This is a genomic window from Ruegeria sp. CE12, assembly GCF_056537525.1.
Genome location: NZ_JBQFRS010000001.1, coordinates 341,599 through 358,320 on the forward strand (window position 1 = coordinate 341,599; position 16,722 = coordinate 358,320).

Annotated in this window: 15 protein-coding genes; 7 read left to right on the forward strand and 8 right to left on the reverse strand. The window is 54.4% G+C overall.

Annotation, left to right across the window (positions count from 1 at the left end):
- Positions 1-4: 4 nt before the first annotated feature.
- The 3 genes from ACR0IO_RS01650 (at position 5) to ACR0IO_RS01660 (ending at position 1,960) form a co-directional block, all read left to right on the forward strand.
- On the forward strand, positions 5-412 hold the full coding sequence (locus ACR0IO_RS01650; RefSeq protein ID WP_480738934.1) for a DUF2160 domain-containing protein: 408 nt from the start codon (positions 5-7) through the stop codon (positions 410-412).
- Between the two features lie 68 nt (positions 413-480).
- Positions 481-876 carry a BlaI/MecI/CopY family transcriptional regulator gene (locus ACR0IO_RS01655; protein WP_480738936.1) on the forward strand — a complete coding sequence of 132 codons (396 nt, stop codon included), beginning with the start codon at positions 481-483 and terminating at the stop codon, positions 874-876.
- Entirely contained in the window at positions 863-1,960 is a 1,098-nt protein-coding gene (locus ACR0IO_RS01660) for a M56 family metallopeptidase (protein WP_480738938.1), read from the forward strand. The genes ACR0IO_RS01655 and ACR0IO_RS01660 overlap by 14 nt, the downstream gene beginning before the upstream one ends.
- A gap of 19 nt (positions 1,961-1,979) precedes the next feature.
- On the opposite strand, the gene ACR0IO_RS01665 is transcribed toward ACR0IO_RS01660, so the two are convergent.
- The gene (locus tag ACR0IO_RS01665; protein WP_480738940.1) at positions 1,980-3,383 is read right to left on the reverse strand and encodes an MATE family efflux transporter; all 1,404 of its coding nucleotides are present in this window, start codon (positions 3,381-3,383) and stop codon (positions 1,980-1,982) included.
- Positions 3,384-3,842: 459 nt separating this feature from the next.
- On the opposite strand from ACR0IO_RS01665, the gene ACR0IO_RS01670 reads away from it, so the two are divergent.
- Positions 3,843-6,323 carry a coiled-coil domain-containing protein gene (locus ACR0IO_RS01670; protein WP_480738942.1) on the forward strand — a complete coding sequence of 827 codons (2,481 nt, stop codon included), beginning with the start codon at positions 3,843-3,845 and terminating at the stop codon, positions 6,321-6,323.
- 29 nt (positions 6,324-6,352) lie between these two features.
- Positions 6,353-7,408, forward strand: coding sequence for a TAXI family TRAP transporter solute-binding subunit (locus tag ACR0IO_RS01675; RefSeq protein WP_254436798.1), 1,056 nt, complete (start codon positions 6,353-6,355; stop codon positions 7,406-7,408).
- 33 nt (positions 7,409-7,441) lie between these two features.
- Here ACR0IO_RS01675 and ACR0IO_RS01680 read toward each other — a convergent pair whose 3' ends face one another.
- Positions 7,442-9,190 (reverse strand): AAA family ATPase, encoded by a 1,749-nt coding sequence (locus ACR0IO_RS01680; RefSeq protein ID WP_480738944.1) that lies wholly within the window; start codon positions 9,188-9,190, stop codon positions 7,442-7,444.
- Between the two features lie 653 nt (positions 9,191-9,843).
- On the opposite strand from ACR0IO_RS01680, the gene ACR0IO_RS01685 reads away from it, so the two are divergent.
- Both ACR0IO_RS01685 and ACR0IO_RS01690 read left to right on the forward strand, forming a co-directional pair.
- The gene (locus ACR0IO_RS01685) at positions 9,844-10,656 is read left to right on the forward strand and encodes a hypothetical protein (protein ID WP_480738946.1); all 813 of its coding nucleotides are present in this window, start codon (positions 9,844-9,846) and stop codon (positions 10,654-10,656) included.
- A 413-nt stretch (positions 10,657-11,069) separates the two neighbouring features.
- Positions 11,070-11,654, forward strand: a complete 585-nt coding sequence (locus ACR0IO_RS01690; RefSeq protein ID WP_480738947.1) for a hypothetical protein — start codon at positions 11,070-11,072, stop codon at positions 11,652-11,654.
- Between the two features lie 632 nt (positions 11,655-12,286).
- Here the strand turns inward: ACR0IO_RS01690 and ACR0IO_RS01695 are convergent.
- The 6 genes from ACR0IO_RS01695 to ACR0IO_RS01720 form a co-directional block, all read right to left on the reverse strand.
- Positions 12,287-12,589 (reverse strand): hypothetical protein, encoded by a 303-nt coding sequence (locus ACR0IO_RS01695; protein ID WP_480738950.1) that lies wholly within the window; start codon positions 12,587-12,589, stop codon positions 12,287-12,289.
- 79 nt (positions 12,590-12,668) lie between these two features.
- Complete coding sequence (locus ACR0IO_RS01700) at positions 12,669-13,676, reverse strand: phage late control D family protein (RefSeq protein ID WP_480738952.1); 1,008 nt, start codon at positions 13,674-13,676, stop codon at positions 12,669-12,671.
- Complete coding sequence (locus ACR0IO_RS01705; protein WP_480738955.1) at positions 13,667-13,891, reverse strand: tail protein X; 225 nt, start codon at positions 13,889-13,891, stop codon at positions 13,667-13,669. The genes ACR0IO_RS01700 and ACR0IO_RS01705 overlap by 10 nt, the downstream gene beginning before the upstream one ends.
- Positions 13,857-14,267 carry a phage tail protein gene (locus ACR0IO_RS01710; RefSeq protein WP_480738957.1) on the reverse strand — a complete coding sequence of 137 codons (411 nt, stop codon included), beginning with the start codon at positions 14,265-14,267 and terminating at the stop codon, positions 13,857-13,859. Before ACR0IO_RS01710 ends, ACR0IO_RS01705 begins: the two co-directional genes overlap by 35 nt.
- A 3-nt stretch (positions 14,268-14,270) precedes the next feature.
- On the reverse strand, positions 14,271-16,316 hold the full coding sequence (locus ACR0IO_RS01715; RefSeq protein WP_480738960.1) for a phage tail tape measure protein: 2,046 nt from the start codon (positions 16,314-16,316) through the stop codon (positions 14,271-14,273).
- 120 nt (positions 16,317-16,436) lie between these two features.
- Positions 16,437-16,718 (reverse strand): phage tail assembly protein, encoded by a 282-nt coding sequence (locus tag ACR0IO_RS01720; protein ID WP_480738962.1) that lies wholly within the window; start codon positions 16,716-16,718, stop codon positions 16,437-16,439.
- Between the last annotated feature and the right edge of the window lie 4 nt (positions 16,719-16,722).

Genomic DNA, 16,722 nt, shown 5'->3' on the forward strand with positions numbered 1-16,722 from the left:
CGATATGCGTAAACTTTTTCTCGCCCTCTCCTTTCTTGCCCCATCGACAGCTTTCGCTCAGGCCAAGGCCGGTTGGGGGAATGTCGGCCAACAAGAGGAAAAAGGGTTCTCGTGGACTGATCCGCTATGGCCTGATTTCTGGATGGCTTGGACACCCGCAACTCTGGCCGTCTTCGTGGGCATCTTTTCCGCCATCGCCCTGATCGGAGTGCTCGAGGTTGTAAAATTCCGGGACGGGCTGGAACGTCGTGGTGTTCTGGGCCTCACCACAACTCTGGGCGACCGGTTGTTCATCACACTGCTTGGCTCGGCCTATATCTTCCTTGCCTGGCTCGGGCTGGTGGGACAACCGGTCTGGACGCCGCTTTTCCTGTCGATTGGATGGGGCGTTTTCGTGTTCTGGAAAGTTTAGGCTTTGCGTAAAGGCAAAAGGATGCTTGTCTGGCAGGCACACTAGGTAAAATGGCGACACCGAGATCAATGCGAAAAAGAAAGACGGGAAATCTTCTGACCGAGGTTGAACTTGAGTTCATGAACGAACTCTGGGTCCTCGGGCAAGGCTCGGTACGTGATGTCCTGGATCGTCTGCCGCCGGAGCGCAATCTGGCCTATACATCCGGTGCAACCATCCTGCGGATTCTCGACGAAAAAGGTTTTGTCGAGAGCCGCAAGGACGGCAAGACGCTGATTTACACGCCGCTTCTGGAAAAAGACAGGTATCAGGCAAGATCGCTTCAGAACCTCTCTCGCACATTGTTTGACGACACACCCGCGACCTTGGTCGCGCGACTGGTCGATGATGCGGGGCTGAGTGAAGCCGATTTGGAGGAAATTCGGGCACTGGTAGAGAGGAGACTGCAAAATGACAGCGGTTAAACCGGTTCTCGATGCGTATCTCGAATTGAATATAGTTCTGGCTATGTCGGCTGTAATTTGGCTGGCTGCGCGGGCAGCTTTGTCACGCACTCCGCTGGGCCATAGCTACATTGTGCAACTACGCGCGCTCAAGGCGCTGTGTGTTTGCGTATTGCTCAGCCCACTGTTGGCATTGGGCGCCACTTTAGTTGCCGGCCAGATCTGGCCCGGCCAAGCGGTTGCCTTTGGGGACATCGCCGTAGCTGCCTATCTGCGCGGCGACATTGCGATGCCCGCAACACAGTTCGAAACACTGCTGAATACACGCCAGCGCTGGATTGAAATGATCTTATCCGGAGAGCACCGCCTGCTGACTGCGCTTATTGTAAGTGCCGTATTGCTCTCTGCCGTATTTGCCTTTCGGGCATTCCGTGATGCGCTGGCAATCCGGCACACTGTCCGAACCAGCTTTCTGTGGCGGCGTTCTGCCAAAGTAGACATCCGTCTTTCAGATCGCATCAGCGTGCCTTTTGCAGTTCGTGGATTGCGCCGACGCCATGTTGTTCTGCCAAGCCATCTTCTGGACACGCCACGCGACTTGCGGTTTGCCCTCGCTCACGAGTTGCAGCACGTTCGCGCGCATGACGTCGAATGGGAGTTGGGCTTTGAACTGCTGCGTCCGCTACTATTCTGGAACCCGGCCTACCTGATCCTGAAGTATCAGTTCAGCCGACTGCGTGAGTTGGCCTGCGATCAGTCAGTCGTCACCCGCAAGGGTATCGATTCACGCGACTACACTGCGTGTTTGCTGGATTACTGCGCTCGGACCGTGTCGCGTGGCAGCCCTCGTGTTTTGAATGTGGCACTGGTTTCGGGCGGAAAAGCAAAGCGCGTGCTGCGACAGCGAGTCATCGCATTGGCTGATGCACCGTCAGCCCAATCCCATCTGCCAATGGCCTTTCTTGGACTGACGCTGGTTTTTGCGTTGCTTCTTGCGTTGGGTTCAGCCTCGATCAGGCAAACGCATGACTGGAGCCATGATCGGCTCATGCTGTCAACCGTCGTCAATCTGGAACGGTTGGAAGCACGCAACCAGGGGAACTAATCGGCCAGACAGTTCAGGCTCACCAGCCGCGACGCCCGAACAACGAATGCAGTCGGTTCTGCTCGGTAAATGGCTCGACCTCGGTTGGCCGTGACAGGTTCGAGACTACGCGTCCCACCAGATACCAACCAATTCCGGCGAAGATCACGCCTCCAAAGGCCTGCCCCAACAAAACACCGGATGCCCCGCCCAGATACGAGCCGATGACGACAAAGATCCATGTTCCGATGGTGTGACGCCCCCAATTTATCCACGTGGAATAGATGGGGTGACCCAGATTATTGAAACTGGCGTTGGTGACAAAAATGACCCCATTAAAAAACGCAGCCAGCGCCAGCGGTCCGCAGAACAGATAGATCAGTGTCCGCGTTTCACCCTGAGCCTCGAACAAATCCGCGATTGGGGCGCGTAGCAGAAACAGAACCGCTGCCATGATCAACACATATATCCCGGTGAACTGAACCCCGGCGTAAAAGGCAGACCGGACCCGGTCATACCGTCCTGCGCCAAAGTTCTGCCCAATGATCGGGCCAATGGCCCCCGACAACGCAAAAATGACCGAAAATGCGACGGGCAGCAGCCTGCCGATCACTGCCATACCTGCAACCGCATCTGTCCCATAGCCGGCGATTTCCCGAACCACGATCGCATTCCCAATCGGTGTTGCGATATTTGTTAGGATCGCTGGGACGGCAATTGCACGAACCGCGCTAAAGTCGTCAAACACCTGACGAGGTGATGGTCGCGCAAAGCCATTGTGAACCTTCAAGGCAGGCAACAACGCTGCCCCCAGCATCGTGATTCTCGCCAATACCGACGCAATGGCAGCACCATCCAATCCAAGTCCAACCGCAAAAATTAACACCGGATCAAGAACGGCGTTTACAATGCCACCATATATCGTTGCCATCATGGATCGACGAGCGTCCCCATGCGCACGCAATACAGCCATGCTGGTCATGGCAGCGGCCATAACCCACATAGTTGGCAGAATGATCGAAACATAGCGGGACGCCAGTCTCAGAACCTCCCCCTCTGCACCAAGTAACGACAACAAGAATTCGACGTTCATCATCACCAGCGCTGAAATCACCAAGCCAACTACGATACCCAGGATCGCGACGCTGGACCCGTAGTTTCGCGCCTGTTCAGGCCGCCCTGCCCCCAGTTCGCGCGCAACTAACGCTCCGGCCGCGATGGACAAGCCGATATTGACCGCATTGGTAAAGAACAAAAGCGTACCGGCATAACCGACCGCCGCTGCAAGCGCGTCATTACCCAACATCGAGATGAAGACCATATCAACGAAGTCCACGGCAAAAATCGCCATCAGTCCGATGCTGGTGGTCAACGACATTCTTACGACATGCCGCATTAGGCTGCCGGTTAGAAATACAGCGTGGTTTTCAGATTGGGTTGCCATTCTTGAGATGATTCCTCACTGCCCTGCTCGCAAGCACTCTGCAGAGGTTACCTTACCAACAGCAAGAGGTGCGACAGCTTCTTAGGCGCTGTTTGCTATCCAGATCGGATTCAGTGCGACCACATTGCCTGCCGAAGAAAGCCATGTCAGGTCACATGTCTGGCCCAAAAAGTACAATCCGACGAAGTACATACCGATGACAGGAAATCTGTCTGAACAGATTGGCTCAGGCCTATTGGCGTCGGATCTATCTGATCTCAGCACCCTTATTTTGCTCATGCTATGATGGCATTTTCTGCTGCTTCGCAGTGACAGCAACCTATCTCAATGAGTTCCTGCAATGCTCACTCATGGGACGTTTTGGCACATGAACGGGCGCCTCTGCATACGGCCCAGATTCGACTTTTTGGCTAATTTGTGAGATGCTTACCCTGCCGTTTTTGTTTGGGGTGTGGGGGTATGTTCCAGCTTCGGCTGTATTGGGTATTAGTTTTTATTCTAGTGTTTGGCAATTGGGCGCCTGTTGTTTTTGCGCAAGGTACCGAAAAGCCTGCAATTAATTCTGAAGGCTCGAAGCAGACAGCCGCTTCGCTTCGACAAATCCTTGCGCTGCTAGAAGAAGAAATCGACCGGGCGCAGTCAACCAGAGATAACTTACTCGAAGACATCACCAAAGCCGAAGATGATCTGACCGCGCTGCACGCCCAGATTGCGGAAGTCGATTCTGAGAGGTTGAACCATGCCTCGCGGATCGCCGAGCTGGAAGAAGCCCGAACCCTGCTGACAACTGAGAACGAGGCAAGCGAGGCCGCAATCGTGGCTCAGCAGGCAGAGCTTGTGGATCTTGAGACCAGCAAACAAGAAGCCAGCGTCAGGCTGGCGGAACTCAACGTTCAAATCGAAACCGCTGCAGCAGAGATCGGTAACCTTGAGCAACTGAAACTGGAGATGCGCGACGTCAAGAGCAAGATGGAAGCGGACCAGATGCTGGCCGATCAATTGACAGCAGATGTTGACGAGTTGACGAGAAGCCAGCTTCAGGTCAGCGCCGAAGTGGATGCTCTGAACGAGACACTGATCGGGACCAAAGCCAGCCTGGAAACGGTCTCAACTGAACTTTCCCATGAACAAGGTAATCTGGAAACTCTGAAGGCAGCCGTAAGCGAAACGCAGGCTAAGCTTGAGGCGGACCGATCAGGCCTGTCAAAACTCCAGAAAGAAATTGTCGACGTCACGGCAGAACTCAAGCGCGTTCAGGACGCGGTTCAGTCGCGCAAACAAGAGAAAGAAGCGCTGGAGACACAGATCGTCAGTCGCAACAAAGAATATGAAAGCTTGGCTCAGCAAATCGAACAGACGCGCGCTGAAACAAATGATATCGAAGCAACCTCCCAAAAACTGACTCAACTGGCGCAACAGCGCCGCTCTGCTGAAGAAGACCTGAGCGATCTTAAGCAGGAACTGGCAGCGACACAGGCAGAGTTCGAACAAACTGATGCTGCGCTGACAGAGCTGGCCGATCGCCGTGACACGATGTCCATCGAGCTTGCAACGCTTTCTGCCGTACGTTCGCGCGCTGAACTGGCCGCCCGAGCAGCAGAAGAAGGAAAGGCAGCCGCAGAATCCGAGCTGACAAAGCTGCAAACCAAGCTTGTTTCTTTGCAGGTGGAAGTCACGAACCCTGGGCGGGAACGTGCTGATCAAAAAGCTGTCGCAGAGGAAATTGTGCAAGCACGCGCGACGCTTGAGGATCTGCAAGCTGAAATCGCGAATGGGCAGTCTCAGCATTCCAAAGCACAGTCAGCTCTTGCAGAGTTGCAATCTCAGGCTTCATCTTCGCGAAGTGAGCTTTCCGAGAACGAGGCAAGGCTTAGCGAACTGACCTCCGAATTGCAGACGCTAGCTGACCAACTGCAGGAAGACGAGAAAACGAAAGCAGATCTGACTGCATCACTGGATGATTTGCGTAAAGAGCGAGATCGACTGGATGATGATATCGCCAGTTCCGGCGAAGAACTGTCTCAGTCCCGGCAAACAATCACCCAAGCCAACACTACCCTTACAGAGTTGAAGACTGAAACAGAGGCTGTGACCAAAGAGCGTGACCAAATGGTCGCCTCACTTCAGCAGACCAGCGAAGGGATTACGGCGGCGAAAGAGGAGTTGGATTCGCTTTTGGTTGAACTTGAATCCCGGCGCACAGAGCTCAGCCAGCTAAATACGGAAGTAGCACAGGCAAATGAGCAAACCGCCGCGACCAACACCGCATCGCAATCTCTGGAAGATATCAACACTCAGCTTGCCGACGCCAAATCCGAACTGAGTGAGATACAGCAGGAACTCGCACTTGCCCGTGAGGAACTGAACCGGCTGATCGCAGAGGCGAGCGAAGCCGAAGCACGGCGCGATGCAGCGGCGACTCAAGTTTCCGAACTCGAGGAGGAACGAGCAAAAGCTACACAGGAAGTCGAGAATGCTCGGGCACAGCATTTGGACAATCAGGCTGTTCTTTCGGAATCGGAAACGAATGCAGCCAACGCTCGGGCAGAACTTGATTCATTGCGACAACAGGCTGCAGCCTATCGTGACGAGCTTGCAAATCTGGCCGCCAGTCTGGAAGAACTGGAACGTCGTGCTGTCGAAGCGGATTCCAGATTTTCGTCGCTGACCGATGAACCGCAGGAGGATTTGACCTCGCCAGCTGCAGTCGATGCAGCGACCGGCTCCCTGCCCGTTCCAAACATAGGACAATCTACTGATGCCATTCGCGCCATACTGATCGGCGCTCCTGGGCTGAGCGATCTGCCGATAGAAACACTTGATAACCTTATTGCCGATCTCGCCAGCGGAACATGTGCTGTTGATGCACTGGAAGCCGCTACCGGTGAGATCAACCGGCAAACCCTGTTGCATTTGGTCCGGTCCGGAGAGTTTTGCTGATTTTTTTGTTATTTTCGAGGGAGGGTAAGATGAATTTATTCAAACTGGTTAATGTCCTCACCAGAACGGTGTTTCCAATGGTGCTGGGGCTGGCCATACCGGTATCCGCGTCGGCATTTGAGCGGAACATTCTGACCGGTGGCCCCACCGGGACATATATTCAGATCGGCGGCGACATGAGTGACCTTGCTTCCGCTTGCGGTATCGAACTCAATGTCCGCGAAAGTGCGGGATCGCTGGAGAATTTTCTGGGGGTTCGCAAGCGCCGCCACACCCAGCTTGGGATCGTACAGAGTGACGTTCTGGAGTACCTGAAGACCTATTCAAGCGAAGACCCCGAGATCGCCCGCGCGATTTTCGGCGTCCGCATTGCCTTCCCGCTGTATAACGAGGAAGTTCATATTCTTGCTAAGCGTGACATTAACTCCTTGTCTGATCTTAACGGTCGCCGCGTGGCGGTTGGCGTAGAGGATAGCGGAACATTTCTGACCGCGTCACTCGTTCTGGATCTCGCTGGCGTGGTGCCTGCCGAGCGTCTCACCATCAATGCCGATACGTCACTGCAAATGCTGCTTGATGGTAGTATCGATGCGTTTTTCTACGTTGCCGGGGCGCCCACCAAGATTTTTCAAACCGATCAGATCGACCCTGAAAAGCTGCATCTTCTGTCGGTCACGGATCCTACTTTGGCAGCGGTTTACACTCCGTCAAAGATCGAGGCTGGTACCTACCCGTTCCAGACCGAAACAATCGACGTGGTCGCGGTAAAGGCCGTTTTGATGACATACGAATACGATCGTGCGCGCAACTCATACCATCAGGAAAGCTGCAAAGCGGTCGCGGATGTGGCCCATCTGATTGCAAAAGAGTTCCAGACACTGCAGCAATCCGGCCATCCGAAATGGAATGACGTGGACCTGAATGACATACCGCCGGGCTGGAACATTTCGGAATGCGTCAATCTGGGGCTTAGCGAAGACTACGAACTTGCCTGCGGTCCCGTCGTGTCGTCGGGGCAGCCCAGTATCGAAAGCGAGGCAAACACCGCTTATCGCAACAGAATTTGCGCCGTAATCGGCTGTTGATCAATCGAGAAAGGCTCGGCAAAGCGGTAACGCCTAGTTCGCACTGATGTCTACCCAAGGCGATACCGCTTCTTGCCCGCCATGTTCATCAATCGCGGCAACACGCCATTGCTGCGCATCCGTCGGTACCATCAATCGCACCGCTGATAGCTCTAAATCTGGCACGTCGAGGATCACGCTTCCTTCTGGCGAGGCGACCTCGATACGGTAGGCAGACGGATCCGGCCCCTCCCCACTTGTCCAGACAAATTCAGCAACTCCGTCGGCCGACAAGTTCGAAAAAAGCTGCGTTGGTTCTGTCAACGCTCCACTCTCGTAGTTTGAGTGCAGATCGTTGAGCCGGTCGACAGCGCCACCTATTTCCGGGGCAGCCATCTTGTACCAAGCCCTGGCCAACGCAAGATCCACAGGCACGCCTTCACCCGTTTCGTAAATCTGGCCAAGATAATAAGCGGACCTATCATGCCCGGCCAACGCCGCTCGGGCATAACTGGCGACCGCAGCATCGGCGTCAGTTCCCGCCAGCCGGAGCGCGGCTTGATACAGGCCGCTGGCGCTGGGATCGACCTCAGCTATTACATCCGACAGTCTTGTGACACGTGCTTGGGCCTCGATAGCCTTCTGAATATCTCCACCGACTTCAACACTATTGCCAGCCGAATTGATTCCCGGAAGATTCTGCGGGGTTGCTTCGCTCTCTCCGATCAATGACGACCGATACCCATCAAAGCCGCTTGCTGACATCAACAGATATGCTGCGGTCGTAACCGTCGCCAACCCCAGCAGACCGATCACAACTGCTGTTTTTTGGCCAAAAAAACGTGTGATCCCCTGAGTGTCATGAGGTTTGGAAAAACCTGCCTTAGGTGAGAACTGCGCATCAGTTCCAACATGGTGAGCAATGGCTTGTGCACCTAAGCCCGCGGACGCCAGTGGGCTTAACCCGTTCGATGGAGGTTCATCTTCGACCAGTTTTCCGGTCTTATTGCTTCTGATATCGGCAGCAATATTGCGAATGCTGTCGCGATCTATTTCGGTCAGATTGCTCTCATCCAAAAAATGGCGAATTCCATCGCAGATAATATTTATTTTGGCAGGGATTCCGTTCGTCTGCAGAAACATCTCTCTCACAGCGTCGTCCGTAAGGCCGAGATCGCTGAAACCAAGCGCAACCAGATTTGCCCGCGCATATCCTCCCACATCTTCTTCGCTCATCACCTCCAGCATAAATGCAGGACCGGTGAGATCTGGCTGTGTATTCGACAAAATATCAGCTAGATTGGTGCTCCCAACGAGTACGAGCTTCAACTTGGGTCGTGTGCCCGCGCTTTCGTCGCACATCGAGCACAAATTACCGAGATATGTGTCAGTTAACTGGTCTGCATCATCTACAACCAAAACCGGAAATCTCTGTGCTGCATGAAGCGAGCCCAAAAGACTCGTTAATTCGTTTTGATTGCTTTCAATATCATCGGAGCGAGTTCGCTTAGGGTCAAAAGCCGACAACACGTCCGAGTGCACGTCACCCGTGAGGTGTTGAGGGTCGAGAATTGCTGCGATTGTGAAGCCGGGGGTTTTTGCCGCGATCAATTCTTGAACCAGCCGGGTCCGCCCTGTTCCGGAGCGCCCCCCAAAAATCGTAAGCGGGGCGCGACTCGTCGCTGCAAAACGCAGTCGTTCGAACGCTAGTTTGTGAACCTGGCTCCAATAAATCTTCGCGGAGTTCTCTGGTCCGGACTTCGCGCCTAAAGATAGTTCCGGTTGCGCCTTGGTGCCTTCCATTTCCCCACTCGCTATAAATTCTTAAAAACTCACAAATCTGGCCCATTCTGAGTCGCGGACTTCGCCGCTCCCTAAAAACCGGGGGCGCATCCGTCGATACGGCAAAGATGCGGGTGTCTCACATCCTGCTCATTCTGAATCATCAGTTTATTATCATGGGTCGGCAGCACCGGTTATTTTGCCGGAAAACAGGAAAAAAATCTAGGATCGCGATGGTTGTGTTCCAGGCGCGCAAATCACAAACGAATCACAAAGCAAGTCCAGATCCTGAGAGCGCGAAAAAGGAACAGAGGTGGTCTTGGGACAATTTATCGGAAGAAACGCCAATATCGAGCGTCTTGGTGGCTAACTGTGGTCGTAAGCTTCGCCTAGTTTCTTATGGCGGGGAGACAGGGATTCGAACCCTGGGGACGCTCTCACGCCCAACGGTTTTCAAGGCTGGCGCTGATTTAAGCCCTTCAATGGGTTGGCTTAATTGTTTCCCATGACAAACCATGAACAAGGGGCGAACGTGGGAAACACGCTCATGCACCTCATCGTGAGCGAGGCAAACCTTGCAAGTAGACGGGGTAGGACTCGGTTTCTCCAATACGTTGAACACTTCACGATTGAAGAATGAGTGAAACTCGAAGGCAGCGCTCGACTATAAAGTGTTGAACAAAAGCCTGTTTTTCATGCTAACTTCTGTACAGAATCATATTTTAATGGTGTTTTTCATGCGGTTATTTGCCAAAGTAATGCTATTTCTTGTCGCTGCTGGATGTGCATTGTATCAGTCTGAGCCTACCAACTTTAGCGGTGAAGCGAGTGCAGATCTTCTGAGCGTCGTGGCGTCAAGATCGTTTGCCGGTCCGAATGAGTTTCCACCAAGCAAGTTTGCCGCATACGGAATTCTCGCGTTTCCGACAGATCCAAGTTTCAACGCTTCAAATCGAAAGAGGTTCTCTCGTTTCTGTGATGCCTATTCCAGCGCCATACCTTCAACTGAGGCATTTCTGGCCCGCGGCATACCAACCTCTAAGCAAATGGTGACTGTATTGCCTGTGGCAAACCAAGAAGTTGCCGAGCAAGCCAATCAAGCTTCAAAGAAAGAAGGATGTTTGCTTGCCAGTCAAAACTACGGCTTGATCCAAGCGCAATCAGCCATAGAAGAAGCCAATTATGCCGCCGAAAGAACCGATGGCGTCGGGAAGTTGACTGGGCGAGGCCCTTTTCTGATCGCTTGGTCACCAGGTTCAAAGAAAGGCTCCAGAGACACGATTGTTTTGGTTGCTGACCTTAGCAATTCAGCAACCAACGAACAGATTTCCGCAGACATGCGCTTGTGGGCCGAAACGATTCAACTTCGACCTGACCTGTGGCGGCGCGGATGGAATCTTGAGGGATTACGATTGTCAGCGCAGAGATGGGTCGATCGAAGAGCCACCGGTATACTTGAGGTATTGGGGGAGTATCTTCCAGGATGAGTAAGCTCGGTAAAGTTCTTTTTAGCGGAATCGGTGGGTTTGCAGTCGGACTAGCGATCGTAACTTGGATCGGGGTAAAGAATGATACGAACTACTATGCAGTTTTGAGTATCTTCACCATTTTGGGGACAGCCATAGGAGCCGTCGTATTCCCGAAGTAGACTAACAAAAAGTCGGTTGAAATTGAACTCAAGCAAGGCCGCCCACTACCTGAGGTAGGGTGCGCGCATTGGGTTTTGAATTCTATCGGCTTTGTTTTGTTGCAGTGACTTAGCTGATTTTGCTCACACAAACACAACAAGAACGTATAGTGAAGGTGTGAGTAAGCCTTATTGAGCGCAACAGGTGTTGTTTCTGTCAGTTCATCGAAACCTGTATGTACGTCTCGAGTGTGAAATTTGAGGATCTGAGTATTGGCCTTCACTGAAGACGACGCCCGCGCATTTATCGAGGCAAACAAACACCACATCGACCGATTAAGACGGGCAGCAGCAAATCTAGCGACGATCCAGCAGGTAGCTTATTATCATCAACGTTTTCTAGACATTATCAACGACAGTAAAGTGTTTGTTGAGAATGACTTAGCTCTAGAAGCCGAGGCCTACGTCACTACAGTTGTCATCTCATATGGCCGCCTGTTTTCAGAAAGCAAAGGTGTCTCCGTGTTCAAAAGGAAGACGGTGCCCAAACACCTTTTGCCATTTCACGATGAAATCATCTCGCTGCGAAACGAGAGATATGCGCACCACGGCGATCATACGACAACTGCTGCGGAGCTTGGTCTATGTGTGTTTGAAGAATACGTCGATGTGGAAATCCATTGGAAGTCGGCTCTTGTTGTAGAAGGTGCTAAGCAATGGACTGAGTTGTTCAATTGGTTCAAAGACTTTTTGAACGCATCGATAGCCAAACAGCTTAAGTTTCTGTCCGCTACATCTGGTAAGGATTGGCCGCCAACTTTATCTGAAATGACTTTGAATGAGATCGAGGTTGTTTGATGCGGTGACGATCAAATCTAGTCCTGCTCGATTATCCGTTTGACCTCTGCCTTCGGAGGGCAGCGCTAAAGGCTTTGTTCGCGCCAAAACCCCCGTTTGTTCTCGTTTTCGACCCGTCTCGAACGGTTTCGAGAACGGGAAACGGGGGCGAAACGTGGGCCACTCCCCATTTGTTCCACTTTCTAGTGTTGCACCCATCGCCCCAATGATCGCTCCAACGTCAAAATTGATTAAAGAGCCGGGGTAGCGACATATGCGCTCCCCCGGTTTGGTATTAGCCAATATCGTGCGAGCAACTTCCAACGCCAAAGCCGCGAAAGCGCACTTCTCCGACATTGATAGTCCCCGCCACCAATGGAAAACCCTCATTGGCACCTCCTATATGGAGGCCGAACCGGTTCGGCAGAAAATGAAGGCTCTAGAAGCCCGCTATTTGATGGGGGATTTTACGTGCCACCACACGAACAGCGGTTTACGTGGCGCAGGCACGAAACAAACAGCGGTTTACGTGACGCTGGCACGACAGAGACCAAAGCGTTTGTCAGTCCCTAAAGCCAAAGCTAGGCATCTATAACGAAGACTGCAAGATCAGATACAGTGGCAATCCAGCTATTTTTTCAAATGCGCTTCGGTCAGTTTTGCCGAATGATCCGCTCTAAGCGGCTGTCCATACGCTCGACCGCATTTAGAATGCCGTCGAGCTTTTCATCGAGCCGGGCTGCACCGTTTTCGATAACCCGGATTGCAGCCTCTTGCCTGCTGTTGACGGCGCGCTCGCGCTCGAAATCTCGCTCTAGGACGAGAACACGGTTGTTTACTGTTGCTGACCACCAAATAGCTGCGAAGCTCTGCAAGAGAATGGTGCATATGAGGGCAATCGGAACTTTGCGGTCTACACTCCAGTGCTTTTTTTCCGCCTCAACTTTGTCGGTCATGCTCACCCTCTGATTTCACGCGAAGCCTCGATTTCAACCACCCTGCCCGAGACGCTTTGCGGTTTCCTCTGGCGGTTCCCTAACTCGGACGCTCCGCTCGAACGGACGTTGAATAGCCACTTTCCGAAATAGAGTGCGACGCCGAGGTCACCAGCCATTCACCGACAGCGGCCGAGCTGAAATTGATCGGCAGCACCTTCCCCTCTGCCACGATCGAGGGATTGCCCGGCAGATCAATTTCCAGCGTCTCTCGCGCGCGGCTTGCCCGGCGGGCTTCCGATTCCGCGATCGCGCGGGCTTCTGCCTCGGATCTGAACCGCTGGCGCAACCGGCGCACCGGCTCTTTGTCGCCGTATCGCACTTCGAGATCCTCTTTCGCGCCGAGATCCCGATACGTGGCAATGACCGAACCCGCCGCCCCGCCCAGCGATCGGCGCATTGTCCAAGATGACACCTGCTTTTCAGCGAGCGTGATTGTCGGAGTGGTGCCACCCGAAGCCTTGCGACCATCCCCGCGACGGCCGACAAACAAAACACCCCCGGCCGGTTTCGCCACCAGATCATGAGCAATGGCGATACGGGTCAGAACTGACAGGTCGCTTTCGTCGATCTGATCGATATGACCAAGGACCAATTTGCCCGCCGCCTCGGTCACCCCGCTTTTCAGGTTGTTCTCGGATGCGATCGACTGCACGAGGGCTTTTAAGGTGGTCCCTGCAGCCCATGAGCGCGTTTTCTGCTGCTGTATCGGTGCGAGCCCGTTCGTTGTCTTTCCCTGAGCTTTAGCGCGACCAGTGACGCGGATCTTGCGGGGCGGGGTCGACTCTTCGATTTCATCAGCGATGAACAATCCCATCGACTTGAAGCTGCCAAGATAGCCGAGCGCGATTTCGATCTCTGCGCCTGGATCTGGCATCTGAAAGCGCGAGGCGGCCGAGACATTCGAAAACACGACCTCGGCCGCATCTGACACAAAGCCCGCTACATCGGTAACGGTGACCGATGAAATCTGTTTGAACGCTAGGCTCGATAGTGGCGCACCATCGATCACGACGCGCACCAACGGCTTGAAGTCTATCAGCCCCATAGCTGCTCGGTCTCTGAAGGTGTTTCGCTCGACAGATCCGGCAGAAGGATTTTCACCCCGGCCGAGAACTTAGCGCCACGCGCAGCAAGGCCCGGATTGGCTGTCAGAACGGCCTCAACCTTTCCGCCTGCCGTGTTGCCGTAGTGAGCGAACACGATCTCGTCGAGAACATCGCCGTCTTTAGAATGGTAGTAGTGATCTGAGACCGCCGTCATAGCGCGAGATCCTCATGCTGAAATCCTGCCTTTGCGGGATGCCTTGAGCCGCAAACACCGTTTGCCCTTCCGTGATCGATTCAGCGACCCACAAGCCGAGAATGCGACCCAGCCCCGAGACCAGCGGCAAAGGCACTCCGATGCTGCCCTGAGTGCGTAGTTTGTCGATCTGACCGATGCCGCCTTTGAAATGCGGATAAATTACCCCGGCAACCTCGATCGCATCCGGACCAAACCCGGTGAACTGCAACGCATCATGCGCGCCAATGCGAGGTTGGCGGGCCCAGCGATACTCGGTCGACCTGTCGAGCTGCTGATAGGTTGCTGTGTCGATTTCGAACTGAAACCGCCCGAATTGCATCATTACCTCGGCCATGCGTCACCTACCCATCGGCCCGATATCCGGAACCCGGTCATAAAGTGCATTTCCGGCTGCCTTTCGTTCACGCCGTTCAATCTCGCGAATGACATCGGCAGCGGTTGGGCCGGTCGGATAAATGTTGTGCGTGATGTGCTGCACCACGCCACCGCCACCACCGGCCCGACGCCCCTGCCCGCCGCTTGAAGGCTGGGAAAACAGTTGATTGATCCACGCAGTCCGTTCGGCAAGCTGGCGCGATGCCCGGTTATTGGCGATATACCCAGCCCGGTTTTCAAAGCGCAGCTCAGGCCCCTTTTCACCGACCATGATAGGCCCGGCAGAAAACGCACCACCCAAAGCAAAGCGCCGGTTAGGTCCCAGCCCGTTCGGTGCCTGGCTCGCATTGGTTGCCGAATTTGAGGCGTCACCACCGCCAAACCACGAGCCCACGGTATCAGCGACAGATCCACCGGCATTCTGCATCCACCGCAAGCCATCCATAACCGGTTGGATCTTTTCCAAGACCCATTCGAACTTTTCCCCGATCCAATCCAGAACAGTACCCAGAGAGGTTTGCAGGGTCCGCCAGGCATCGCCGATGCCTGCAACCCCGGTTTTCAAACCGTCGATCAGGGGCTCGGCCGCATTGTCCCAAAGCCAGAGAAACTTTTCACCCATCCACTCGATGACGGGTTTCAGATAAGGCTCGATCTTTTCCCAATTCTGATAGATCAGAGCTGCACCCCCGGCGATGACGGCAATCGTTGCCCCGATCGGATTTGCCACCATCGCCGCACCAATGGCCCGAACAACCCCCACGACAAGCGGGCCCGCTCCAACCAACGCCCACATGGCTCGCCCCAGACCAAACACCGCCGAGCCGAACTTTAGAACCGTGCCAATCGTTTTGCTCGCAAGAACTCCGCCGATCACGATTCCGAAGTTTTCCCAGCCCCCGACCATTTCGGCGGTCTTTCCGATCACCTTGCCGACAACAGAACTCACTTGCCCCATGCCCTTGAACACCTCGCCGATGATCGGCAAGGCGCGCTCGACCCCATCGGCGAAACTCTCGGCCCATTGCTGCACGTCACCGCGGTTATCGACCAGCGCGTCACCAACCCGGCGCATGGCTTTGGTCACAACCGGCATCAATTCCGCACCGACCGTGTTTTTGAGGCCCTTCATCACGAGCTGGGTGTCGAGCAAAGTATCCTGAAACACTTCGGCGTCACGCGCAGCCTGTTCCGACAACACATAGCCCGTGCGCCGGGCGTCTTCCTGCAGTTGACGCAAGCCCTTAGAGCCACCGCGCAGCATATTGATCATGCCCACGCCAGAACGGCCGAAAATGTCATTGGTGATCGCCGCACGTTCGGCCGCTGTCTCGACATTCCCCATGCGATCGGCAATCAGCCCAAGCGCCTCATCCGGCGACAATTCGATCAGATCTTTCGCCGACAGGCCCAGCTCTTTGAGTGCATCTTTGGCGGTGCCCTTGCCCCCAGCAGCTTCGCCAAGGTTCTTTTGCATCTTTTCGAGCGCGGTATCGAACGCGCCGGTCGCAACCCCCGATCGCTCGGCCGCATAGCGCAGCTCCTGCAATTGGGTAATGCCGATGCCCAGCTTGTCAGCCGTCTTTGCCACATCATCGCCCAGCGAGGCCGTAGACGCCGCCAGACCAAACACCGCGCCACCGGCCAAGGTCGCCCCCACCACGATACGATGAGACGTGCGGCCGATCTCGGTTCTCATGTCGCGGAATGTGGACCCAACCCGGGACGAGGCCTTGGCGGCATCGTTCCAGCGCTGTTGAGCCCGGCGCAGATCCTTTAGGCGGCGCTCTAACTGCTCATATTCTCGATCGAGATGTTCGACCGACTTGCCCTCGCGCTCCAAAACACGGCGCTGTTTGGCAAGCTCCTTTTGGCGGATCTCCACTGCCCGAATGGAATCGCCAACCTGATTAAGTCCGGATTTCAGAACGCCGATGTTCTTTTTCACCGACTGCTCAAGCACCGAGCCGATGGTGATCGAGGCGCTAAATTGTTTTTTACGGCTCATCTTTCGGCAGTCCTTCAATCCACCAGACAAGGCGGCTGGCCGGTAGTGCCAAGATTTCCGCCTTGCTCCAGCCGGTATAGCTGGCGAGTTTTAGCGCCCCGTCCCGTACCTGCTCGGGCGTTAGGACAAAAAATCCTGATAGGCCGCCTGCAGGCGCATGTACTGGCGCAACTTGAACGAATTGATCGCATCGGGCGACTGCTCGGTCAGGTTGGCAAACAGCATCACCTCGGCCTCTTCGGGGTCGGCGGCCTGTTTCTGCGCGAGGGCTTGATCCTGAACGCTCGGCTCGCGCATGACCAGTTTCTTGATTTCGGTCCCATCGATCTTGAGCGGCCGATCCTCGAAATCGATCAACATCGAGCCGTCGTCTTGTTCTGTGTGATAGGTCTTTTTGGTCAATGTT